This is a genomic window from Mucilaginibacter antarcticus (genome assembly GCF_042686155.1).
Lineage (GTDB): Bacteria > Bacteroidota > Bacteroidia > Sphingobacteriales > Sphingobacteriaceae > Mucilaginibacter > Mucilaginibacter antarcticus.
The window spans coordinates 49,934-74,471 of sequence record NZ_JBHUON010000019.1 but is presented as its reverse complement, the minus strand read 5'-3'; the positions used below and the strand labels follow the sequence as shown (position 1 = coordinate 74,471).

Genomic DNA, 24,538 nt, shown 5'->3' with positions numbered 1-24,538 from the left:
TAACGACTAAAATCGTAAGGCAAACTCCTGTTGTAAAAATATATTTAAAAGGGTTGCCGTACGGTAACCCTTTTTTGTTTAAAACGTTTAATGACCATTACTTAAAACCCGCAAGGGCATATATGAAACAGATACTAAATTATCTTTTTGAGAATAAAACCTTAAGCCGCGACCAGGCGAAAGATATACTGACCCTAATTTCTCAGGGCATTTATAATAACTCGCAAATGGCTGCTTTTATGACGGCCTATTGTATGCGTACCATCACTGTTAACGAGTTGGAAGGGTTTCGTGACGCAATGCTGGAGCTTTGCCTGCCTGTAGACCTTGGGACTAATGACCTGATAGATCTTTGCGGCACTGGTGGCGATGGTAAGGACACTTTTAACATTTCAACCCTGGCATCTTTCATAGTGGCAGGTGCGGGCTATAAGGTAGCGAAGCACGGCAATTATGGTGTGTCGTCGGGTTGTGGTTCATCTAATGTTATGGAGTATCTAGGTTACCAGTTTACCAGTGATATTGATACACTTAAAAGAAATACAGCAGAAGCAGGCATTTGCTTTTTACACGCGCCCCTGTTTCATCCGGCTATGAAAACTATGGCGCCTATACGCCGCGAGTTGGGTATTAAAACCTTTTTTAATATGCTGGGCCCAATGGTTAATCCGGCGAAGCCGAAAAATCAAATGGTGGGGGTTTACAACTTAGAGCTTGCACGGATGTACGCTTACCTATACCAGCGATCTGATAAAAAATATACAATCCTAAACGCGCTAGAGGGTTATGACGAGATCTCGCTCACCTGCGATTTTAAAACATTTACTCCTGAGGGCGAAAAACTGCATACACTTAAAAGTATAGGCTTTGAGCGTTTAAACCCATCAGAGATAGCAGGCGGTAGCACCGTAGCAGAATCAGCGGGCATTTTCATGAAAGTCCTCAACGGCGAAGCAACTTTGGCACAAAGAAATGTTGTTTTGGCTAATGCAGCTGTGGCAATTAAGACTATCCACCCAGAAAAAGTTTTTGGCGATTGCTTCTATGAAGCTGAAGAGTCATTAGTAAGCAAACGGGCATTGAAAAGCTTTAACACCCTTGTAGGTAAATAGGATGAAGATAAAGGTTTGCGGGTTAAAATATTCAGACAATATTAAAGCGGTGACAGATCTGAACCCCGATTATGTGGGCTTTATATACTATGCCAAATCGCCAAGGTTTGTGAACGATATTGATGCTGATTTTTTAGGCGAATTGCCAACGTCAATTTACAAAACTGCCGTATTTGTCAACGAGGGCGAGCAGGAAATTAGCCGCCTTATTGAGCAACACGGTTTTGATGCTATACAACTGCACGGCAACGAGTCGCCGGAGTTTGCACAGGAGTTTAAAGGGCGCGTAGAAGTGCTCAAAGCTTTTGGTCTGAATGAAGACTTTGATTTTGAGCAATTAAACCCTTACACTAACAAAGTTGACTATTTTCTGTTCGATACCAAAACGGATGAGCATGGCGGATCTGGCAGGACATTTGACTGGGGTATTTTGAACAACTATCAACTAGATGTGCCATTTTTTTTAAGCGGCGGTTTAAGTTTGGATAATCTGAACCAGATAGCTAACATTAAGCATCCACAATTTTACGGGGTTGATTTAAACAGTAAGTTTGAAACAGCACCGGGATTAAAAGATATAGATAAATTAAAGCAGGCATTTGCCGTGTTAAAACAACCTATTACGCATGAAATACGGAGTTAACGATCAAGGATATTATGGCGATTTTGGCGGTGCTTACGTGCCCGAAATGTTATATCCCAATGTTGAGGAACTAAGAAAGCAGTATCAACAAATAATAAACGATCCGGCTTTTAAAGCCGAGTATGATCAGCTGTTAAAAGATTATGTTGGAAGGCCGTCACCACTATATCATGCTAAGAGATACTCTGAAAAATACGGTGCCAATATCTTTTTAAAGCGTGAGGATCTAAATCATACCGGATCGCACAAAATTAATAATGCGATAGGGCAGATACTGTTAGCCGAGCGTTTAGGCAAAAAACGGATCATAGCCGAAACAGGTGCCGGCCAGCATGGTGTGGCTACGGCTACTGTTTGTGCGCTAAAAGGCATTGAGTGCGTGGTTTACATGGGCGAGATAGATATGGCGCGCCAGGCGCCCAATGTGTCACGCATGAAAATGCTGGGCGCTACTGTTGTGCCTGCAAAATCAGGTAGTAAAACCTTAAAAGATGCCACTAACGAAGCATTGCGTGATTGGATAGCTAACCCTGTTGATACACATTATATCATAGGTTCGGTAGTAGGGCCTTACCCGTATCCTGAAATGGTGGCGCAGTTTCAATCTATCATATCGTTCGAATCAAAAAAACAATTGTTTGAACAGACAGGTAAAGAGCTGCCCGAATATGTGATGGCCTGCGTTGGCGGCGGCAGCAACGCCATGGGCATGTTTTTTCATTACTTAGATGATGAAAGTGTGCAACTGATAGCTGTTGAAGCAGCGGGCAAAGGTGTTAATAGCGGCCACTCTGCAGCTACAACATTCTTAGGTAAAGAAGGCGTGCTGCATGGCAGCCGTACCATATTAATGCAAACAGAAGACGGGCAGGTTGTTGAGCCATACTCTATATCAGCCGGACTAGATTATCCCGGAATTGGCCCTCAACACGCGCATCTGTATAAAATAAAGCGCGCACAGTATGCCAGCGTTACTGATGATGAGGCGTTACAAGCAGGATTGCTTTGTTGCCAGTTAGAAGGTATCATCCCGGCAATCGAGTCGGCCCATGCGCTGGCGCAATTAGAGAAAATGACCTTCAAGAAAGATGATAACGTGGTGATTTGCCTGTCAGGCCGCGGCGATAAGGATCTGGATACTTACATCAAATATTTTAATTACTAGATCAGGCAATAGTCAATTGACTGTAGATCATAGTAAAATTTAATTAAAAAATTAAACCATGGGCATAGTCCATGGGCTACCAACTAAACACATGAACCGCCTCAACACCTTTTTCGCAAATAAAAAAGATAACCTGCTATCTATTTACTACACAGCCGGCTATCCGGAGCTAAACACTACGGTTGATATTGCCGAAGCGCTGGAAAAAGCTGGTGTCGATTTTTTAGAGGTTGGTTTTCCGTATTCTGACCCGGTTGCTGATGGACCTACTATTCAAAATAGCTCGCAAAAATCGCTGGATGCCGGTATGACGCTTACAGTGTTGTTTGAGCAATTGGCAGACTTGCGTAAGCGGGTAAGCATCCCAATTTTGTTAATGGGTTATGTAAATCCTATTGTACAATACGGTGTAGAGCGCTTTTGTAAAAAAGCGGCAGAGGTAGGAGTGGATGGCATTATTGTACCCGATTTGCCTATGTACGAGTACGAAACCATGTACAGCGGTTATTTTGCCGACAATAACCTGAGTAATATCTTCTTGGTAACTCCGCAAACATCGCCTGATCGTATTCGTAAAATAGATGGGTTGAGTAATGCTTTTATTTACCTTTTGTCTTCATCGTCAATAACAGGGGGCAGCTTAAATGTATCAGACAGCATTGAGGCGTACTATACACGCGTTAAGCAAATGAAACTTGATAATCCCATTATCATTGGTTTTGGTATCTCAGACAATGCCACTTTCAGCAAGGCGTGCCAATTTGCTAACGGGGCAATTGTGGGCAGTAAGTTTGTTAAATTGTTAGACGAACCAGATTACTTGCAGAAGATCCCTGCGTTTATACAATCTATCCGCACAGGTCAATAAAAGCGCATCTGGCTAATTGTTTTTTTCCTTTCAGCTTAAGCTATTTTAACCAATAGATATTTTAAAATATTTCTGTGCTTTTTTTTATCTTTTAGATAATGTGTACTCTTTTTTAGAGTATTGTTTTTTAGTTTTCTGAACCAATTAGCCATTATTTTAGGCTTTTGGTAATATTAAGATATTCCGTTTTCTAAATGATTTTTGCGTCCTTTCGTAATAAGCTTAAAAATACATCTATATCACGTAAATTATATTTTACGGTAGGCATTATGGCTGTACTGGTGACCCTGGAGTTGAGCACCTTATGGTTCGCCGTAAATACATTGTCATCGGTTCGGTCTTATGTTGAGGGTGAAGGTTTATGGTCAAAGGCACAGAAAGACGCTGTATACCATTTGCGGATCTACGCTTTCTCACACGATGAAACAGATTACCTCGCTTTTCGAGATTTTTTAAAAGTTCCCTTAGGTGATAAAAAAGCACGTGTCGAGTTAGGTAAGCCAAATCCGGATTTTGCGATAGCACGCGAAGGTTTTATAGAGGGGCGTAACCACCCCGATGATGTTGGCGGAATGATCAATCTGATTCGCCGCTTCTCTAACGTTTATTATATCCATAGCGCTTTTGTTATATGGGGGCAAGCCGAGCAAAAAATGGAGCAGTTGATACCGTTAGGCGATCAACTGCACACTATGATCAAGTCAGGGTCCGCATCTCAAAAGGAGATTAATACTAAGTTAGCCGAGGTAGAGGTAATCAACAGACAGCTCACCAAATTGGAAGATGATTTTTCTTTCACCCTTGGCGAAGGGTCGCGATGGTTAGAGAACATTGTCTTGCGCATTTTACTGGCTTTATCCCTCACTATTGGCACTACCAGTATTTTGATCACCATATCTGTAAGTAAGGGGATAGAAAAAGCCATTAAGGCTATTATTGATGGCGCGGCACTGATACGCCGGGGTTTGTATGGCACCCGTGTACAGGTTTATTCAAGCGACGAAATAGGAGTTTTAGCCACGGCCTTTAATGAAATGTCCGGCACACTTGAGCATAATATTCAGAATTTGAAAGATGCCGAGGAAAGTCTTAAAAAAGAACGCGACAGGGCAGAGGCTTCTGAAAAGGTAAAACAGCTTTTCCTGGCTAACATGAGCCATGAGATACGCACGCCGATGAATGGCATATTAGGTTTTGCCAAATTATTAGAAGAAGCCATAACTGATGAAGAACTTCAGAAATATATCCAGGTCATCATTAAATCGGGTGACGACCTATTAGTGATTTTGAATGATATACTTGATTTTTCGCGCATTGAGGCAGGTAAGGTAAACTTCGAAAAGCAGCCTTTCAATATTAGAGGCACCATAGAGGGCATTGTAACTATGATGGAACCTAAAGCCGCATTAAAGTCGCTTCGGTTGACGTCAATATTTGACGATAGCTTGCCGCAAATTTTGATTGGCGATTCGGTGCGGCTAAGCCAGATTTTGCTTAACCTGGTTTCAAACGCAATAAAATTTACGGAGAGAGGGAGTGTAAAGATTTCCTTAGCTGTTGTAGAAGAAAACGACCACAACGTAGTTGTAGATTTTGTGATAAAAGACAGCGGTATAGGCATTGCGTTGGAAAAACAAGCTAAGATATTTGAAAGCTTTGAGCAGGCCACAACAGACACCATGCGCAAGTTTGGCGGCACCGGACTGGGTTTAAGTATATCCAAGCAATTGGTTGAAATGCAGGACGGTAAGATAGCTGTTAAAAGCCTGCCGGGGATGGGCGCTGAGTTTTACTTCAGGCTGCCATTTAAAAAGAGTTTAAAGAGAGCCAATGTTGGTGAAGGGGTAAATGAACCCTTATTACCTGTGAAAAGTGGTAAGGGTTTAAAGGTTTTAGTGGTTGAGGACAACCCAATAAACCAGATGCTAATTGTGAAAGTGTTACAAAAGCGCGAATTCACTATCGAAGTGGCAGATAATGGCGCTATAGGGTTAAGTAAGCACCGCAACAACCACTATGACATTGTTTTGATGGATCTGCAAATGCCTGAAATGGATGGTTATGAAGCAACCAAAAATATCCGGGCTATGGAGGGCGCAAAAAAAGATGTCCCTATTATCGCCATGACCGCACATACAATAAAAGGCGAAAAGGAACGCTGCCTGGCCATAGGTATGAACGATTATATACCAAAACCATTTAATGTAACTGAATTATTCGAAAAGGTTTTTGGGTTAGTGAATCCTAATTAGACAATATGTTGTCATTGCTGAGGATGCCTGTATGATTACAGAAACTGTTCTAAATCGCCCTTACCTTCGCGCAACACCTCAAAGTCACCCGAAGTACAGTCTACAACCGTGGACGGAACATTATCGCCATAACCACCATCAATAACCAAATCTACTTTTTCTTGATACTTTTCGTAGATCAGTTCAGGGTCGGTAGAATATTCCATGATCTCGTCATCGTCATGTATAGAAGTTGACAGGATAGGGTTGCCCAGCTCTTTTACAATACAGCGGGCAATGTTATTGTCGGGCACACGAATACCTACTGTCTTTTTGTTTGAGCTTAGCAATTTGGGTACAGCGTGGCTGGCATTAAATATAAAAGTAAAGGGCCCCGGCAGAGCTTTTTTTAAAACCCGGAAGATAGTATTATCAATAGGCTTTATATAATCTGATATATGGCTCAGATCATAACATATGAAAGAGAAATTGGCTTTCTCCGGCTTGATGTTCCTGATCTTACAAATAGCCTCTATCGCCCTATGATTAGTAATATCGCAGCCCAAACCGTAAACCGTATCAGTCGGGTAAATGATGATACCGCCTTTGCGCAGCACCGCAACAACCTGCTGTATAGTTTTTTCGTTCGGGTTTTCAGGAAATATCTTAATTAGCATAGTAGATTTCGAATGTTCGATTTCGAATTTAAGTTAATATACGCAAAAAAGCAGACTCATTCAGAATCTGCTTTTATAACAGCTTTGATATGCTAATGTTTATTTAACATTCAAGTGTTCTATATATCTAATTATCACGATACCGAAATTGAACTTCGGTATTGAAATTAGGCTTGCTTAGCAAACTGTACGTTGATGATTAATTTAACATCTTCGCCTACTACGATAGAGCCGGCTTCAGTTACGCCATCCCAGGTTAAACCAAACTCTTTACGGTTAATCTTACCGGTAACTTCGAAACCTGCTTTTGTGTTGCCATAAAAATCGGTAGCGGTGCCACCTTGTTCAACTTCAAGGGTAACCGGTTTAGTGGTTCCTTTTACAGTCAAATCACCTTTTAACGACTCGCCATTAAAAGCAGTTGATTTAAATGTAATGGTAGGATATTGCTCAGCGTCGAAAAATTCAGCGCTTTTAAGGTGTCCGTCGCGTTGCTCTTGATTGGTATCTATGCTATTAACATCTAAAGAGAAATTGATACTTGCGTTTGCAAAATCATCACCTTCGGTCTCTAAAGATCCTTCAAATGTTTTGAATGAGCCGGTTACTGTCGAGATCACCAAGTGTTTAACTTTAAATTGTACTTCTGAGTGCATTGGGTCTAATACCCATTTAGTTGTTGCCATGATTGTTTTATTTTATCGTTTTAGTGATACAAAAATAATATAATAGATGTTTAAACATATAATATAATTGTCATTTATTTGATTACCGCAAAAAGGAGCCTCTAATTGACTTGTCGTTAAATAAGTTAGGGCTGGCCAATTGGCAAGGTAAACCAAAAAGTGCTGCCTTTGCCATGATTGCTCTCAACGCCAATGGTACCACCATGTCGCTTAATAATCTCTGAACAGATATAAAGGCCCAGGCCTAAACCTGAATATTGGTGCCCGCCACTGTCAACGCGGTAGTAGCGGTCAAAAAGGTGAGGCAGTTTATGCGCCGGTATGCCCGGCCCATGATCTGTTACCGAAAATTTTGCTATGTCGCCCTCGCCCGTATAGTTAATAAATATCTGTTTTGATGCCGGAGCGTACTTAGCTGCGTTATTAACCAAATTGTCTAAAACCTGGTCAATCTTGTCTTTATCGGCTTCTATCGTCAGCAAATCGTCGCCGCTTGCAATGATCTCATACTTGCCTTCAAATCTGATATGATGGCAGCATTCGCTGATCAGGTCCTTCGCAAAAAAGCGGCTTTTATTTAATGATATTTGGCCTTCAGTAAGTTTAGTGGCATTAAGCAGGTCGGCAACAAGGACGCTAACTTTATTTAAACTTTTGTTAGATTGTTCAATTAAGTGCGGCATAGCTTTAGTAGGATTATCCTTCATGCGGTCTAACAGCTGCAATGATGCCTTTAAACTGGTGATGGGCGTGCGCAGCTCGTGACTGGCTACGCTTATAAACTCGTCTTTTTGCTGTATTGCTTTGCGGCGGTTGGTAACATCCATAAACGTGCCTATGCCGGCTATAATAACGCCTTCCTCGTCGCGAATAGGGGCAGCGTTTACTGATATATAAAAACGTTCGCCATTATCGGGCTGAATAGCTATCTCATAATCATAAACTGGCTTTCCTGTACTCAAGGTAATAGCCATTGGATGCTCATCGTCAGGCAACGGGGAGCCGTCAATACGAAAGTTCTTCCATTTAGGATCGTGATAAGTACGCGCCTTTATATCGGTAAGCTCCAGGCCAAGAATTTTTTGGGCCATCGGATTAGCATAGGTCATTCGGCCCGTTGTGTCAATGATACCAACCCCTTCTGCCATGGTTTCCAAAATACGGCTAAGTCGTTCCTGATTGGCGTAAAGTTCTCTGGTACGATCCCTCACCGTTTGTTCCAAATTGGCATTTAGCTCATCTGCAACTTTCCGGGCTTGTTGAAGTGCTATATTCTTTGCTTCCAGAAGTGCTTGCTGCTGCTTTTGCAGACTTAGATCTGTAATGATAACACTCATGGAGGTACCATCCTCAAGGTCCAGCGTTTGCATAGACAATAGCACAGGTATCTCGTTTTCCTGCCGATCAATAAGTAGCAATTCTGCTTTGGTTTCGTTTTCCCACGAACCATCTAATAAGGTTTTACAATCTTGCTCGCCGGTATTGTTAAAAAAGCTGAAAAAGTTTTTTCCGATAACCTTTTCTAAGGGGTGCCCGGTCATTATAGCAAAGCGCGAATTGCAATACAAAATTTGCCCGTCGCGGTTTAACGTAACGGCTCCGGTTGTCATTTGTTCAACAAAAATCCGATAGCTATAGTCGGATGTTTTTAAGGTGTATAACTGGTGGCCGTGCGGCGCCTTAACTATCAGCGCATCAATTTCGCCCGAGCGAATAGCTTCGAGCATTTCATTAGCCTCTTCCAAACGAAACTCGGCTTCCTTTAGCGTGCTCTTAAGGTGCTCAACTTCTGTCAGTAAGTTGTTATATGTCGGTGTATGTTCCACAACAAATTATATATCGGTAAGCCCCAGACCTTTTAATACCCTTTGCTTGTCAGACATATCGCCAACAAGCAATCGTCTTGGTACCGGAAGTTTCTTGATCAATAGCGGTACCGCGCTTACGTTCTCATCTCTTACCAGTTCTGGTTGCTGGTGTACATCTATAATCTCAAGATCGTACTTGCCGGCCAAATATTGCTCCAAAATTTCATTTAAATTTTCGATGGCCCGCACGGACGCTGATGAAGATCCTGCGACAAACAGCCGAAGCGCATAAAATGATTCGTCATTTTCTGCCCAATCTGGTAGTGTGTTATTTTCTGCACTCATGCTTATCTGCTTAATTATTATTCTGATTTGGTGCGGATATCCAAACCAACCAGAACTTTTTCTTTGTTTGATAAATCACCTATAATTTTACGAACAGGTTCAGGCACTTTTTTCACCAGCGTAGGTATAGCCAGTATTTGATCGCCTTCTGCCAGCTGCGGATTTTCAAGCAAATCAATAACTTCTATCGAGTATTGGCCCATTAAATGCTCTTCGCAATATTTTTTGAGGTTACTTAACGCCGTAACTGATTTTTGTGTTCTTCCGGCTACATATAACCGCAATTCATATTGTTTTTCTTCCACTATTTGTTCTTTTTAGGTCCTGTTGTATTTTTCTCTGGTGTTTTATGGCCTCTTCTTATTTCAGTTACCTTTTCACGGGTTTGCTGCATCACCTCCTTCTTAATTTCTTCTTCAATATAAACCTTGTTTAGTTCTTCTTCGGTAGATTCATATTCAGTTTTCAGACTATCAATTTTGGCCTCCAGAACTTTCTTTTTACGTAAAAGTTCGCGGTCTTTACGGCCAACGGCATGGGTGTGTAATACCTGGCCGGTTTCCTCCAGCAACTTTTGTGCCTCGCGCGCAGATCCGGTTAATATACCTTCTGGGCCCAGATAAACATCAATCAGGTCAATTCCCTCGTTCGTAATTACAAATTCGCGTACCTGATTGGAATGGTGCATCCCCCTGGATTTCATGATATATAAGCCGCGATTACGTTCACCGTTTGATTCAATATCCTTAATAAGCAACCAGGCATCCACTAAAGAGGAAACCCCTTCATCCGTTTGCTCATTAACAACAGTATTAAGCGTAAGGGCAGTAAACATAACGGTGATTTGCTCTTCCTGTAAAAAATCGATGAGACGAACCAGCATTGATTTTACATCGCTAACGGTACCCACCGTAATTAAGTTGGTGATGGGATCTAACACAACAACCTGCGGTTTAAACTTCTGTATGGCTTTGTGTATGGCAACCAGATGCATTTCTAAACCGTATAACGTGGGCCTTGAAGCGTGAAACTTCAACGAACCTTTATCAACATGGGTTTTAAGATCCATACCGATAGAGCGCATATTTCGAATAATTTGATTCGGCGACTCTTCGAATGCAAAGTACAGACAGCTATCTCCTTGTTTACACGCTTCATCAACAAAGGTAGAAGCTACACTTGTCTTTCCGGTTCCAGCAGTGCCAGACACTAAAATGCTGCTGCCTTTATAAAAACCGCCTTTACTCATCATAGCATCCAGGCTGTCTATTCCGGAAGTTACAATTTCGTGCGACACTTCTTTGTCTAAGTACAACGAGGTAACAGGCAAAACAGAAATACCTTCTCTATCAATTAAAAACGGATATTCGTTTGTTCCATGAACCGAACCGCGGTATTTAACAATACGCAGCCGACGGGTAGATATCTGATTGATAATGCGGTGATCCAGAAGTATCACACAGTCAGATACATACTCTTCCAGGCCCTGCCTGGTTAAACTGCTTTCTCCGCGTTCGCCGGTAATAATTGCGGTTACACCTTTCTCTTTCAAAAATTGAAATAACCTCCGGAGCTCCGCCCGCAAAATAGCTTGATTAGACAGGCCTGCAAACAGGTTTTCAATTGTATCTAATACCACCCGTTTGGCGCCGATACTATCAATAGCATAACCTAATCTTATAAACAAGCCCTCCAGATCGTACTCGCCGGTTTCTTCTATTTCGCTTTTGTCGACATGAATATAATCGATCTTTATTTTCTTTTCTTGTTGCAGTTGATTTAAATCAAAACCTAAAGAAGCGACATTGGTTGCCAGCTCGTTTGCTTTTTCTTCAAAAGCAATAAATACGCCCGGCTCATCAAATTGCAGGGCACCTCTAACAATAAATTCTAAAGAGAACAACGTCTTACCGCACCCTGCACTGCCGCAAATTAAAGTGGGACGTCCTGTAGGTAGCCCGCCCATAGTAATTTCATCTAAACCGATGATGCCGGTTGGCGTTTTGGGTAAGGTAGACAGGGCCTCCTTAAAAGTGTTTTGATTTGCCATAAGATTATACTAGTGCGCTAAAATAATGCTTTTAAGTTAAAAAGTAGTGCAAGTTGCTAATTAGTGTATTGTAACAACGGCCCGGTTTATTTTGTTTAAAAATAGTATCTATCTGCATTCGTAATGCCTCACCGGCCAACTTACCGTGACGAACATTTACCTCATCAGTTATCAATTTTCTTGTTAGGGTTTATAAAATTCCAGTACAGGCCATATTTATTACATATAGGTAAAACAAATTAACGGAAACGTTATTTATCATAAGTGTCAGTCGGTTACATGTTGTAATTAGTTAAAGGTTATGGAAAAGAATTTGATCCAATTATGCGGCGATAAAGTTTTAATGCTGCTGTTTGTCGTGTTAATGGGTGTGCCTGCTTTATCTTTCGCTCAAAAAAGACAGATTGGATCGTTAGCGTATTTGAACACCATTGCGGGCGTAAACGGTATTAAAGTGGGTACGGACGTTGCCACAATAAGCTATTCGAAATTAAAGTACCTGGACGATGACGGCAAGTTTGACGCCGACAGTTGTTTAAAATTCGCGGTGAGCGATACCGCGCGCCTAAAGCTTGATAACGATGTAAGGCTGAACATGATTGGCGTGCGTACCTTTAAAAATAAGATTGTAAATATTTACCTGTTTTTCCCCAAAGAAAATGGTTACAAGATAGTGAAGGAATTTATAGCTAATTATGGCGGTTTCTTTTCTAAGCCAGACGCAAACGCCGACATTTATAAATGGGACTCGGAAACGGTAAACTTATCTGTAATGTACCAGGCCGACGTTGAAGATGGTGTCGCCATATTTACATCAAAGCCGTTAGTTCAACACATCAGCCAGGAGAAAGAAGCAATCGCGGCCCGGAAAAAGGCCAAAGAAATGCAGGCAACAAAGGCAGCAGCGGCAGCGGCCAAAAACGTACTGACTTACGCCAGGCAATAAAACAGACGTTTATTAATTTGGCGCTTGCCGATAGTTTAATACCCTTTTAACAAATCCAACATCTTTCTATCCAGTTTATGGCCGTTGTAATCCTCGTAGATTACGTCGGCGCGGTCGCTGTCTAAAATGCCAAATCCGCCGCGCAGGTTCCATAATGACCAGCCCCAGCCGTTTTCTTTCCAAATTTCAAGGTTGTCTTTCATCCAGGCTAAGGCAACATCGTGCGGGGTATGGCTAAATGCGCCCCACTCGCCAACGTGCACGCCTACGCCCTGGTCAGCAAGTTTTTTCCATGGATCAAATACTTCGCGTTTCAGGCGGTCCTTATCCCAGCGGTCTGTGCTGTCAGGGTATAGGGGCCAGGTGGGTGGCGTGCGCCAATCTATCTTCACCCACGATGCTTTGTAGTGGCTTACCTGCATGGGGCCGTAGCCGCGCGTGCTTTGCCCAACGTTAAGGTTGGCCGCGCCAAACACAGGTTTGGTGCCATACTGCAAGCCATCAATAATGATCAGCCGCATAGGGTCTTCGGCACGTATAGCGTTTACCAGGCGGGTAACTACACGTACATAATCGACTTCGTTGACATTTGCAGGCTCGTTTATTAGATCGAAGCTTAATTTTTTGCTTGATATTTTTTTGTATCGCTTACCAAAGTGCTGCCAGTGGTATGCGGCAGCGTCAAGCGCTTTATCATCTTTCCACAGGTTAAGCGGCTCGGCAGGCGGGTTTACGCAATAACCGGGGATGCGGTGTAAATTAAGGTTTACGTGTATGTTGTATTTATCGCCAAATGCTATGGCATCATCAATTTCTTTTAAAACAGTTTCGTCAAGTTGCAACCAATTATCGGGCTTGGCCCAACAGTGGTAAGACATGGGCAGGCGGGCAAAATCAAAGCCCCAGTCGGCCATCATTTTAAAGTCTTCTTCGCGATAAGGCTGATTGTTGGCGCCGTTAAACTTTTCTAACAGGTTAAAGCCACGCCAGCGGGGTAATTTATTTTTAGGCATCAATGCCCCGGCCTTTGCAAGACCAGTCGCTCCCAGCAACCCAACAGCGCTTAAGCCTAAGCCGAGTTTTATAAAGTTCCTACGTTCAATATTTTCGGGCTTTTTCATTTTGGCTGGATGGTAAGTAGGGCCATTAGCGATGTTAACAATGGCTTATTAAGAGGAAAGATAATAAATTTTATTCATGGTATTTTCTTTTCTCGCCCTTGCTGCCGTTTTTACTTCCATTAAAAGGGCGCTGGTAATCAGCGCCCTTAATGTTGGTATTTATGTAGATCATCACATGGCTTTTAACTTAAAGAATGTCAGCCTGAAGGTTGTTTCGTACTGTGGTTGCTTACCGTGAGCTACGGGTATAATCAATGGGTTGCCAAAGTCTAACCGTTTAAATGTAGGCGACGCTGCAACAAAATAATCGCCATGTTTAGCCAATATATTGTATTTCGAAGTAAAGGCAGTATCCTTCCTGCTCTTAAACTCTGATACCTGGATAGTTTTACCGGTCTTTTTTGAATAAAAAACGTTGCAGAACCTATTCTTCGGCCCATATCTGTAGTTAAATGACACCCAGTTATCGGTGATAAACAACGAGCTGTTATCGCACAGGAGCTTATAATCTGCAACTTTTTTCCAATATTGAAAATGGTCCTTAACGGGCGGCTCTTCTCTTATTTGCTTGGTTAATTTATGTTCGTCCCCTACATTGATCTGGTAGGCGGGTGTACTTTTATCCAGGCCTATCTCATAGATCTTGTCGTCAAGTAACGGGAAGTAATACAAAGAACCCTTATGATTTTCAAATTGATGTGAAAAAGCAATATCCAGCGTTTTAACCAGTGGTATAGCAGGCACCGCGGGTGTAGCGTAGCTTACCATGTCGTCCGTTTGTTTAAAAACCGAAATGCTATTTGATTGCTTTGGGTTGTTTGACCGGCGAGCCAGCGACGCGTAGACATTGCCTGCCTTCGCGAAAGATAATCCAAAATGTATGGGGTCAACTATATTTAACTTCTTTACAAAATGCCCGTCGGGTTTGTAGGTAAATATCTTCGACGCGCTAAGATCTAACACTTCAATAGTATTAGTGGCTTCATCAAATAAAACGTCTGTTATCTGCTGAAAACTATCTTCGCGCTTAGCAACACTTTTTATTTTGTGTTTAAGTACGCCCTTTTTATCAAAAGTATATATAGCGCTCTGAAATTTATCTACAACAATAATTTCGTTGTCGCTTACAAAAAAATGTGTTGGATATTTCATCGTGGTGTCGCCGGGAGGCCCCAGGTTAACGTTTACTACGTCCTGGGCAACATCCTCTATAAATACCGTAGGCGTATCCAACAGGTTAACGGTGATTTTTGAAACCTTACCTGCGTCTGTTTTTGAGCAGGAAACGAAGAAAACGACGGGTAAAAGTAAAGCAAGGTATTTCATAACGCTATGGGTTAGGTTAAACAGCATCTGCCATTGATAAATGGCAGATGCTGTAAATTAAGTATTAATAAGGACCCCAGCCACCGGTTTGGGTGGTTACATAGTATGGGGCCGGAAATGGATCAGTCACTCCCGGTTTAGTGTTGCCGCAGCACTGGCTTGTACGTACCGGTCCGCAACTTGTACCGTTGTTATCCGGAGTAAATACATACCAGCCGTTTTCATACCCACCATTGGTATACACCGGCCATGTAGGCGTATTATTATGGTAATAAGTCCAGTATTGTTGATTCCAGAACTGCCAGTAGCCAGTGGCACTAACGGTATTAGGCGTAGTACCGCAGTAATGTGTACCACCGCTCCACCAATCAGCAAGTGCTTTATTAGGCGTGTTTTTCATATCGCCGGTAAATAACGCATACTCTAAATTACATACCAGTATAACTACCATTGCAGCTACACCGGCTATTTTTAACACTGTTTTCATAATATAATTTGTTTAATAAATAAATGGTTCCTGTTTCCGTGTTTTAAGTTTCTTTTCCCCCCTTTAGGGGTTACCAATGTTGCAATAAAAAGACCGCAACCTTAGTTGGTTGGGTATAACTGTTGCGAACGCTATGTAGGGTATTAGTTTGCATTATTTTTTATAATTTTCTTTCTGATGACGTTCAAACAACGCCTTCATCTCGACCTTGAGCGTAGCACTGTCATGCCATTTTTTGCTGTATTGATGCGCATACACCGCAAGCGAGGCTACATAGATTAAGCTTAGTGTCAACAGTAAAGGTTTATACCTGTCTTTTTGAATGAGGTGGTTTACGGCCACCCCGATCAGGAAAAACACCCCTATGGCTGCCAGGTATACATACCTGTCGGCTATGATGGCCAATCTCGAAATCGGGATCAAGTGGATGACCACTGCTAAATGGATAAGAAAGAAACCGCCACCGAACATGATCCATTTTCTCTTCCAGAAATCTGTAAACCCGACACCTACAATGAGCAATAATATAGGATACATCCAAAAACGGATAGGTAGCGGGTCGGCAATGGCGTTGGGAAAAAAATAAACGTTAGCTAACTTTACCGGTATTATACTTTTAACCCAGTATTCTGTAATAGCATAACTGGCATAGGCAATGTTGTGATGAAAGGGATGGCCCGCCTTATCAGACAGCACGCCGACGCCTGCGACACTTTGCGAAAGGATAGTGATGTATCCAAATAGCAGGGACAAAATAAACAACGGCAGCTTTTCTAGCCATACCTGTTTAGTTTTCATATCCCGATTAAAAACTATGTCAATTAGCAGCAGACAAACAGGCAAAATAACCGCTTGCTCCTTGGCGCCAAAAGAGATAATAAACATCACGACAGTCATTAAGTAATGACTTATCTTTTTGGATTTGATATAGAGCAGGTAATAATGGAGACCTAACAGATAGAATAAAGCATACAACAAAATCTTAGATGCCGATACCCACGCTACTGATTCGACCAGAAAAGGGTGTATAGCCATTAACAGTGCTGTGGTAAACGCTATAATGTAGCGCTGGTTGTCATCAAACTTATTGCTTGCCTTTAAAATCTGCTTTATCAAACTAAACACAAGCAACACGTTGAGGCTATGAATTAACACGCCAAACGCGTGAAAACACGCCGGATTATACCCAAATGCCGAGTACAGTAAAGTATAGGATAGCTGATTAACAGGCGCGTACTGGCCTTCGTAAAACTCAGTTAGTATGCCCCATAGGTTGCTAAGCCCTAGCCCGCCGCTTGTGTAATCGTTAATAACAATGACCTGGTCATCCCACTCTAACTGAAACTGGTTGGATAACACAGGCAGGTAAACCAGTAAAATTGCGACCAGCAGGGCCGTATTTAATAATAAACTTAAATTATTTTGAAGAAGGTACTTTACGGAGTATCCATTTGGTTGAGCGATAGTATTATTCATATTATCCTAAATAATTTGGTAGACAGATGGTAATACCAAATTACAATCACTCCCTGCAAAAAATCTGCAGTGAAATAATTATCGGTTGTGAAGGCGTCTTTATTAGAAAATGTTCACCATTAATCCGCTCGGTTAGCTCTTAAAAAAGAGAGGTATGCACCGTTAATACACCGCTAAGCCAGAGTTAATGACTCAACACATCAATCAAAATCCCACCAAACCGCAGTCTTCGGTGGGTCGCCCAGGGTGTACGGCTCGCCAATCCGGGGCGCGTTTACGGGGATACCGAGCTTTTTTGCTGATGGGATAAGCATTTTTATAGGCTCGTTCCAAGGGTGGTTGCCCTCGGCAAACTTGCCCCAGTGTACGGGTTGTATCATGCGGGCCTGCAAGTCGGCGGCCGCTTGTGCGGTTTCGCCAAATTGCAGGTGAGTCCAGGGCCAGTTGGGGCTATATTGGCCACACTCCAGCAAGGCCAAATCAAACGGGCCGTATTTTTGGCCTATCTGCTTAAAATGGCCGCCATAGCCGCTGTCGCCACTATAAAATATTTTGTACTCGCCCGTTTTTATTACAAATGATGCCCATAGTGTTTTACTCTCCTCTTTATAAGTACGGTTACTACGGTGCTGGGCGGCGGTGGCAGTAATGTTAAGGTTATTGGGTAGTTCGATAGTTTGGTTCCAATTTAGCTCGATTATTTTGGCGGGATCAAAACCCCAATAGCGCAGATGCGAGCCAACGCCCACGGGCGCGATGATGCGGGTAATTTGATCTTTAAGTTTTTTTAGCGTGTTGTAATCCAGGTGGTCATAATGATCGTGCGATATAATGAGCACATTTATGGGGGGCATATCCTTGGCATGGTAATGCGTGGTGCCTTTAAAAGCTGTGACAAGCCCGGGTACAGGCCCGGCATGGTCGCTAAAAACAGGATCGATCAAAATATTAGCCTTTTCTGTTTTTATCAGCACAGAGGAGTGGCCAAACCATACCAGCGTAGGGGCGGGGGCAGGCAGTTTATTAAGGTCAATACTTACCCAGGGTAATGAATATGAGGGTCTTAACGTCTCTCTGCGGCCCGCCAGGGCCATAAATGGATTATGCCGGCCTAACAGCTTTGGCCGTGCCGAATCGTTCTGAAACCAACCATCCTTATAATTAGACAAGCTGTCTAAACGGCTAAGGTCATTGCCCTGCGGGTTTTCCCCCAGCGAGCGTACAATGCCGCAGGCAGCCAGTCCGCTCAATATTAAACCTAATACGCCTTGTACTATATATTTATTTTTCATCCCCTGTATCCCCTAACAACTAATGGCAAACACAGTTTGCCTGGCTATCTTTATAAACGTAAAAACAGATCATATAGCATCTGCACGCCTATGCCGTTTCTGTAAAAATCACGTTGTAATAAAACAAGTAGGCTATAAGGTTGTAACTTACAAGCATCAATTTTAAAATGTCGACTAATTATGAGATCAAAATTTTATAAACCCCTTGCCTTTGCAGCCCTGTTTGCAAGTGTAAGCACAGCAGCCCTGGCCCAAACCGGTGCACCGGTAGAAACTAGTAAAGCTAATACCAATTACCCGCCTGCTTTTGCAGGGCAAACCCGTATTGGTAGCGTAAAATCAAAAACCGCCTACACGGCAACCGTAATTAACAGCGACTTGACAGGCCCCTGGGGTATTGCAGCTTTGCCTGATGGCAGGTTACTAATAAGTGGCAAGCCGGGCAGCATGCAAATTGTAAATACTGCGGGCAAAGTTGTTAAAACCATCACAGGCTTCCCCGCAGTGCAGTTTCAAAGCCAGGGTGGATTGCTTGATGTGGCTGTAGACCCGCAATTTGCCAAAAATCGCATGGTTTACTGGACTTACGCCCAGCCCGGCGAAGGCGCCACACTAGCCGTTGCTAAAGGTAAATTATCTGCTGATGAAACGAAGTTAGAAAACGTTAAGGTGATCTGGGAAGCTTTTCCGCGGTACAAGGGTGGGGGCCAGTTTGGGTCGCGCATAGTATTTGATAAGCTGGGCAACCTATTTATCAGCTCCGGCGATCGCCAGAGTAACGATATCCGCGTAAAAGCGCAGGATTTGAACGCTACTACCGGAAAGATCATCCACATTACTAAAGAAGGAAAGCCAGTAACGGATAATCCATTTATTGGCAAAGCCGATGCTAAGCCTGAAATTTACGCGCTGGGCTTTCGTAACCCGGACGGTTTTGCCATGAACCCAGTTACGGGCGACTTATGGGAAGCCGAGTTTGGCCCGCGTGGTGGCGACGAGATTAACCTGATACAAAAAGGGGGTAACTACGGTTGGCCATTTGTAACCTACGGCATTGAGTACGGCGGCAGCAAGGTTTATGACGGTATTCAACAAAAAGAAGGGACCGTGCAGCCTGTTTATTATTGGGACCCGGTTATATCGCCGGGCTGCATGATATTTTATACCGGCAACATAGCTGAGTGGAAAAATAACCTCATAGTAGGCGCGTTGAGCGGTTCGCATATTATCCGTTTGGTGATACAACACAACAAGGTAGTTGGCGAAGAGCGCCTGCTTGAAGATAAAAAAGAACGCTGGCGCTGTATGGCTGTTGGTAAAGACGGTAACATTTATGCCGGTACAGACAGCGGTAAGCTGTATAAAATAGCTAAGCAATAGTTGTTGAAGATTGGTGATGAAAGATTTAAGATTAGTTAAATGCGTTATAGTTTTATTATCACAGCGTTAGACTAATCTTAAATTTTTCATCACCAATTTTTTTTTACTCACTCAAAATTCCACCACTATTTAGCTTTGAACTTAGATTTTAATCTTAAAAAACGAATCTCGTAAAAGTGGTAGGAACAAAACGCGACTATGAACAACAGCAGTATGTTCAAATATATATTATCCGAATATTTAAATAGACCCAACCATGGCGGTTGAACAACAAAAATTTGTTGCCATATATACAAACTGTAAGACAGTACCCCAATTTTAACCAAAATGGGCGTACTTAATAGTTTTGTTAAAAAGTTATTTTCATAGAGATTAACTACCAAAACCAACCCCATCAAAACCGAAAAGCACAAAGCGCCAAAGTATTTCAAAATGGGATGGGCGTTAAATATCCAGTGCATTACTATTGCCAGGACGAAAAGCAGAGTACTTAGAAAGTATCTTTTTTGAAACTTCTCGACCACCAAAACGCCCTTAAAAACCAATATAGAAAACAGGCTACCCGCGAAAATGTACATGGTGCCGTAGTTTAAAAGATAAACCAGTAAATAGGTGATTTTATGTAATACATAGTTACTGTAAAACACACCCACATTATTAAATCCTACATAATCAATAAAAGGTACCAGGATGGTTAAGAAAAGTATTAATTTGATATACCTATTGATGTTTGCAATTAACAAAAACGGCGCTACCAGGTAAAATTGCTCTTCGGTAGCCAGTGTCCAAAAATGGTGGGTTTGTAACGTGGTGGGTAAAGGGAAATTGTTTAAATAAAATAAGCTTGTAAGCAGCGATTTGAAAGGCAATCCAAAATGAAAAAAAAGATTGAGTATAATTAGCGTCAGTAAGTACAAATAAGCCACGGGTAATATTCGTAAGAAACGCCTTATATAAAAATTTTTAAACGATATCTTCCCGTACTTTACTTTCTCCTTGAGTAATAACGTGGTTATCAAAAACCCGCTTATTATAAAAAATATATGTACCCCTACGGTGTCATCAAAAGGGATATTTACGTTTTTAAATATTAAAACGTGTAAGGCTATTACCTGTAAAACAGCTAAGGCACGTAAGCCATCAATGGATGGGTAGTAATTGCGGTTTAGCGCTTGAGGTACGGTGTCAATCTTGCTAAATAACTTAACTATAAAGGCATTAAAAGATTTGTTCATAGTTGATCATAGCGGGTATTAGTACTTAGTTTTACGGTTTAACGCAGGCGTTTTATACTCATCGTCGATAGTTCTGAATCCATCCTTGATGTCCCGGCCTCTTAACATGATATTGGTATCCGGAAATACGGTGCATGGTAAGGTACAATCACTTATTTGCCAATCGTCTTTACGTGGGTTGCCAGAAATGTACCTGATCTTTAACCCTGATTTGGTAGTAATGATGGTAAATTGCTGTTTGGGTAAATCGCCCAATGGTGCAATATCGTTATTCCAGTTCTTAATTATTACCGCTATCGAAAATGCGTAAATAACCAATGGAAAGAATTTAAGCCATCTATACTCGCTTTCGCTAATAAAGTAGGCTATTGATGCCAGGCCTAATCCCCAAAAGGTGAAAACAACAAACCGGAGGTCGGGTGCAGTAAAGAACCAAAAAACAATTGATGCACCAACCGGTGAAAGGATGATAAATAGCTTACCGAGCTTGATTTTGCTGAACTTTGATATAATGCAAACGGCGAAAAACATCAGTACAGGCATGTAAAAGCCAAAAGTTGTAAAGGTTCGTTTGATCCAACCCGGTAGCCATTCGTAGCCATGAGCTGCCGCCAATGCTACGGAGCCGTGTACATGAGTGCGCGAAAACCCTATCGTGAAATCAGAATTAACTTTCAACAGCCTTACAGGCATTTTCCAATCAACATCAAAACCAAACATAGAGACCGGAAACCCGATATATCCGCTGGATATAACACCCCTGATCATCCATGGCATAATTAAAAGGGAGAATAGGGCAATTGCTTTTAAACTGCTGCTAATATTTAGCGACTTGCTGCTTAATGATAACGTTATCAAAACCAAGAAACAGCCTAGCGCTACGCCAGCAAAGCTGAGTTTTATTACCACACCCAGGGTACAGTAAAAAGCAATGATGAATACATCCTGAAAGGCGATCTTCTTATTGTCGATACATTTAATAAGGTCAGACAATACTTTAAACGTTAGGATGTTAACTAATACGTCGGGGTAGGGACTGCTTAGGTTTTGCACCCCAATATTGATACAAAGTGGCAAAAATAAGAGCTGAAAAATACCCAGGAACGTTAATTTTTCTTTTCCTGCAAGGTGCCTGGTATTCTGAAAAATCACTTCGGTGCATATAACCAGCGCCAACAGGCCATTGGTTGCACATGCGCCCTTATAACCGCCCCAAACAGCATTTAAAAAAGCCGGAAATAGAAAATACGATTGATTGTATGCCAATAAACTATAAAGGTTTCCTAAGCCTTTAACTGCCGGATAGGAGTTAAGCCACTTGATAGAATAAAACTGGTAAGCAAGTGTATCATAGTTAAACAGGTTGTCAAAACTGGCTATGACCAGGAATATAAAAACGGCTATTAGTAATAAAAGTGGAAATAGCCCCGGATATTTAATGTCTTGTAATATTTTATCGCTAAACATCTTTACCGCTCCGTAAACGGCAAAAGGAAACAGACCTACCCAAGTGTAAAAGTTTACGGGAAGAAACAAGTTCCACACTTGCAAAAACATAATACACAGCCCAAGCCCAAACCAAAAATAAGTGAATAGGTTACGCGACAAAACACCGCGAGCTGCTTTAAACGGGGTTAGGGCATATCCTATACTAGTGATAAAACAAAAGGTGATTACCCAAAAAAAAGGTAAAATTATAGCGTCGGATACCAAGTTTGCGTTTGAATTTGAATTGAATATCTAAAAAATTATCGAATATCTATTAATATGGCATAGTTAGCGGAGTTATTAGTTACCAAACCTCTCAGCTCAAACCTTTTGCACATCAGGGTGTTAGAGTATAACCTAAGCAATTAAACCTGCGTATAACTACCAAGCCTTATCAAGCCGAACCTAATTATAATCATATTATTTAAAGTTACCGTATGGGCCGCCCCCAGGCATAAACCGAACGTGCAAGTTAAAACCAAATAACTATTTAATTAATTACATTATGAGAAAAAACAATTTTGGGAACCAACGCTCCAACCAAGGCGTGCTACACCAATTATTTAATCAAAAAACAAAAATTTTGGCTATCGCCGCTTTAGGCCTTAGTTTAACTTTTACCGGCTGTAAAAAAGAGCAAGCCGCCGCGCCCGCCAGCGATGCGACTGCTTTAACTGTGCCAGGCGAGATTACCAATCAATCGTTCGCTACCTTGCCTACCAAAAACGAGGCGCTGGTGGCTATGCAGGTTTACAACAACCGTTTTTACAATCAGTATGGTACTTACGGCCCATCGTTTAAAGCCTATTATTGGAAAGACGAAAGCCACACTACAGGCCGCATGGATTTCTGGACACAACAGGAAGCCATTGAAATGCTGATAGACGCTTATGACATTAACCCAAGTACTGATCTTAAAGACAAGATCCAATACCTGTACAACGGCGTGCGCGATGGCTATGGCACGCTATGGACGAGCAATATCTACAATGACGACATAGTTTGGGGTGCCCTGATGTGCGTTCGCGCCTGGAAGATCACCAACGACGGCGGACAGCTTGATATGGCCAAAAATAACTTTAACATGATGTGGAACCGTGCATGGAACACATCTGTAAATGGAGGTGGCCTGTTTTGGACAACTGCTAACAATACCAAAAACACCTGCGTAAATGCTCCGGCGGTTATCTGCGCGCTGTTGCTTTACCAAGCTACGGGTGACGTTGCCTACCGTGATAAAGCCAAGTTAATTATGGATTGGATGGTGCTGAAACTTTACGTAGCGTCAACCGGCGAAGTTAAAGGTGCCATCAATAATTCTGGCGTTATTACCGAGGGTCCGTTATCATACACCCAGGGTACTTTTATTGGTGCCTGCGATTTGATGAGAGCGCCATACCCTTCTGGTGGTTACCTGGCTATGGGCACTAAAGCTATGGACTACGCTAAAAGCAATATGTGTATCACATCAGGCGGTATCTTAAAAGACGAAAATGGTAATGCCGATACGCAAGGGATGAAAAGCATTTTTGCACGTTGGGCCTGTCGCTTTGTTAAAAACACCGGGACTGTTGGCACTTATGGTGCGTGGTTAGACAACAACGCAGGCCAGGCCTGGTCTATCCGCAACGCACAAGGTTTAATGTGGAACCTTTGGACAACCCCAACAGCACAAACCAGCCGTAACGCCTTTGAAACCACAGGCGGCGTAGCCATGATGAATGGTGTATACATTTATCGCTAAAGCAAATACTTAAACTAAACCAACTTGCCCGTAAAATAAAAAGCCCCCGTTACCGGGGGCTTTTTTAATCAGCAGCAAATCTGTAAGCCGGGTTCTGTTTCGCCTTGCGACGACTTCTATCATTTATCTGGCCCTGCCGTTGCCGACAGGTTCAATCAACCTACCCATCTTGACGGGCCCAACTTGCGTTGAGACAGGGGACGAGCCGCCCCACTTTCAAGACCTATTTGGTTTTTCAACTCCTGAGGTTTACCGCAATCCCGGTCGCCCGGAAAAGCCGTGAGCTCTTACCTCACGTTTTCACCCTTACCCAATATTGCTAAAGGGCGGTATATTCTCTGTGGCACTTGCTGTCGCCCGCTGCGGGCGCCTTCCCGTTAGGAAGCAGGATGCTCTATGTTGCCCGGACTTTCCTCCGCTAAATAAATAGCAGCGATAGAACGTTTTGCGTTGTAAAG

The 24,538-nt window shown here is 42.3% G+C and carries 21 protein-coding genes and 1 other RNA gene; 8 read left to right on the top strand and 14 right to left on the bottom strand.

Annotation, left to right across the window (positions count from 1 at the left end):
* Positions 1–122 precede the first annotated feature (122 nt).
* The 5 genes from trpD to ACFSYC_RS14855 all read left to right on the top strand — a co-directional run bounded on the left by trpD (position 123) and on the right by ACFSYC_RS14855 (position 6,040).
* A complete protein-coding gene (gene trpD / locus ACFSYC_RS14875) occupies positions 123–1,112 on the top strand; it encodes an anthranilate phosphoribosyltransferase (RefSeq protein WP_377129221.1) in 990 nt (329 codons plus the stop codon).
* A gap of 1 nt (position 1,113) precedes the next feature.
* Positions 1,114–1,755, top strand: a complete 642-nt coding sequence (locus tag ACFSYC_RS14870) for a phosphoribosylanthranilate isomerase (RefSeq protein ID WP_377129219.1) — start codon at positions 1,114–1,116, stop codon at positions 1,753–1,755.
* Positions 1,739–2,920, top strand: coding sequence for a tryptophan synthase subunit beta (gene trpB / locus ACFSYC_RS14865; RefSeq protein WP_377129217.1), 1,182 nt, complete (start codon positions 1,739–1,741; stop codon positions 2,918–2,920). Before ACFSYC_RS14870 ends, trpB begins: the two co-directional genes overlap by 17 nt.
* Positions 2,921–3,011: 91 nt before the next feature.
* Positions 3,012–3,788, top strand: coding sequence for a tryptophan synthase subunit alpha (gene trpA, locus ACFSYC_RS14860; RefSeq protein WP_377129253.1), 777 nt, complete (start codon positions 3,012–3,014; stop codon positions 3,786–3,788).
* 269 nt (positions 3,789–4,057) lie between these two features.
* Entirely contained in the window at positions 4,058–6,040 is a 1,983-nt protein-coding gene (locus tag ACFSYC_RS14855; RefSeq protein WP_377129215.1) for a response regulator, read from the top strand.
* A gap of 35 nt (positions 6,041–6,075) precedes the next feature.
* Here the strand turns inward: ACFSYC_RS14855 and ACFSYC_RS14850 are convergent, their stop codons facing one another.
* The 6 genes from ACFSYC_RS14850 to kaiC all read right to left on the bottom strand — a co-directional run bounded on the left by ACFSYC_RS14850 (position 6,076) and on the right by kaiC (position 11,585).
* Positions 6,076–6,696 carry an L-threonylcarbamoyladenylate synthase gene (locus ACFSYC_RS14850; protein WP_377129213.1) on the bottom strand — a complete coding sequence of 207 codons (621 nt, stop codon included), beginning with the start codon at positions 6,694–6,696 and terminating at the stop codon, positions 6,076–6,078.
* A gap of 167 nt (positions 6,697–6,863) precedes the next feature.
* Positions 6,864–7,382, bottom strand: coding sequence for a YceI family protein (locus ACFSYC_RS14845; RefSeq protein WP_377129211.1), 519 nt, complete (start codon positions 7,380–7,382; stop codon positions 6,864–6,866).
* 125 nt (positions 7,383–7,507) lie between these two features.
* Positions 7,508–9,208: an ATP-binding protein gene (locus tag ACFSYC_RS14840; protein ID WP_377129209.1), complete on the bottom strand. Its 1,701-nt coding sequence runs from the start codon at positions 9,206–9,208 to the stop codon at positions 7,508–7,510.
* 6 nt (positions 9,209–9,214) lie between these two features.
* Positions 9,215–9,535, bottom strand: coding sequence for a circadian clock KaiB family protein (locus tag ACFSYC_RS14835; protein WP_377129207.1), 321 nt, complete (start codon positions 9,533–9,535; stop codon positions 9,215–9,217).
* A gap of 17 nt (positions 9,536–9,552) precedes the next feature.
* Positions 9,553–9,840 (bottom strand): circadian clock protein KaiB, encoded by a 288-nt coding sequence (kaiB, locus tag ACFSYC_RS14830; RefSeq protein WP_377129205.1) that lies wholly within the window; start codon positions 9,838–9,840, stop codon positions 9,553–9,555.
* Positions 9,840–11,585 carry a circadian clock protein KaiC gene (gene kaiC, locus ACFSYC_RS14825; protein ID WP_377129203.1) on the bottom strand — a complete coding sequence of 582 codons (1,746 nt, stop codon included), beginning with the start codon at positions 11,583–11,585 and terminating at the stop codon, positions 9,840–9,842. Before kaiC ends, kaiB begins: the two co-directional genes overlap by 1 nt.
* A 301-nt stretch (positions 11,586–11,886) precedes the next feature.
* Here kaiC and ACFSYC_RS14820 point away from each other — a divergent pair, with 301 nt between their 5' ends.
* Positions 11,887–12,531: a hypothetical protein gene (locus tag ACFSYC_RS14820; RefSeq protein ID WP_377129201.1), complete on the top strand. Its 645-nt coding sequence runs from the start codon at positions 11,887–11,889 to the stop codon at positions 12,529–12,531.
* A 35-nt stretch (positions 12,532–12,566) separates the two neighbouring features.
* Here ACFSYC_RS14820 and ACFSYC_RS14815 read toward each other — a convergent pair whose 3' ends face one another.
* The 5 genes from ACFSYC_RS14815 to ACFSYC_RS14795 form a co-directional block, all read right to left on the bottom strand.
* Positions 12,567–13,652: a glycoside hydrolase family 5 protein gene (locus ACFSYC_RS14815; RefSeq protein WP_377129199.1), complete on the bottom strand. Its 1,086-nt coding sequence runs from the start codon at positions 13,650–13,652 to the stop codon at positions 12,567–12,569.
* A gap of 171 nt (positions 13,653–13,823) precedes the next feature.
* Complete coding sequence (locus ACFSYC_RS14810) at positions 13,824–14,978, bottom strand: 6-bladed beta-propeller (RefSeq protein ID WP_377129197.1); 1,155 nt, start codon at positions 14,976–14,978, stop codon at positions 13,824–13,826.
* A 64-nt stretch (positions 14,979–15,042) separates the two neighbouring features.
* Positions 15,043–15,465 carry a hypothetical protein gene (locus ACFSYC_RS14805; protein WP_377129195.1) on the bottom strand — a complete coding sequence of 141 codons (423 nt, stop codon included), beginning with the start codon at positions 15,463–15,465 and terminating at the stop codon, positions 15,043–15,045.
* Between the two features lie 153 nt (positions 15,466–15,618).
* Entirely contained in the window at positions 15,619–16,941 is a 1,323-nt protein-coding gene (locus tag ACFSYC_RS14800; RefSeq protein WP_377129193.1) for a hypothetical protein, read from the bottom strand.
* A 200-nt stretch (positions 16,942–17,141) separates the two neighbouring features.
* Positions 17,142–18,233: an MBL fold metallo-hydrolase gene (locus ACFSYC_RS14795; protein WP_377129191.1), complete on the bottom strand. Its 1,092-nt coding sequence runs from the start codon at positions 18,231–18,233 to the stop codon at positions 17,142–17,144.
* Between the two features lie 180 nt (positions 18,234–18,413).
* Between ACFSYC_RS14795 and ACFSYC_RS14790 the strand changes: the two genes are divergently transcribed.
* Entirely contained in the window at positions 18,414–19,613 is a 1,200-nt protein-coding gene (locus ACFSYC_RS14790; RefSeq protein ID WP_377129189.1) for a PQQ-dependent sugar dehydrogenase, read from the top strand.
* 125 nt (positions 19,614–19,738) lie between these two features.
* Here the strand turns inward: ACFSYC_RS14790 and ACFSYC_RS14785 are convergent, their stop codons facing one another.
* The gene (locus ACFSYC_RS14785; RefSeq protein WP_377129187.1) at positions 19,739–20,848 is read right to left on the bottom strand and encodes an acyltransferase family protein; all 1,110 of its coding nucleotides are present in this window, start codon (positions 20,846–20,848) and stop codon (positions 19,739–19,741) included.
* 18 nt (positions 20,849–20,866) lie between these two features.
* The gene (locus tag ACFSYC_RS14780; RefSeq protein WP_377129185.1) at positions 20,867–22,561 is read right to left on the bottom strand and encodes an LIC_10190 family membrane protein; all 1,695 of its coding nucleotides are present in this window, start codon (positions 22,559–22,561) and stop codon (positions 20,867–20,869) included.
* A gap of 280 nt (positions 22,562–22,841) precedes the next feature.
* Between ACFSYC_RS14780 and ACFSYC_RS14775 the strand changes: the two genes are divergently transcribed.
* Positions 22,842–24,080, top strand: a complete 1,239-nt coding sequence (locus tag ACFSYC_RS14775) for a glycoside hydrolase family 76 protein (RefSeq protein WP_377129183.1) — start codon at positions 22,842–22,844, stop codon at positions 24,078–24,080.
* Positions 24,081–24,147: 67 nt separating this feature from the next.
* On the opposite strand, the gene rnpB is transcribed toward ACFSYC_RS14775, so the two are convergent.
* Positions 24,148–24,532, bottom strand: an RNA gene (rnpB, locus tag ACFSYC_RS14770) — RNase P RNA component class A.
* Positions 24,533–24,538 lie beyond the last annotated feature (6 nt).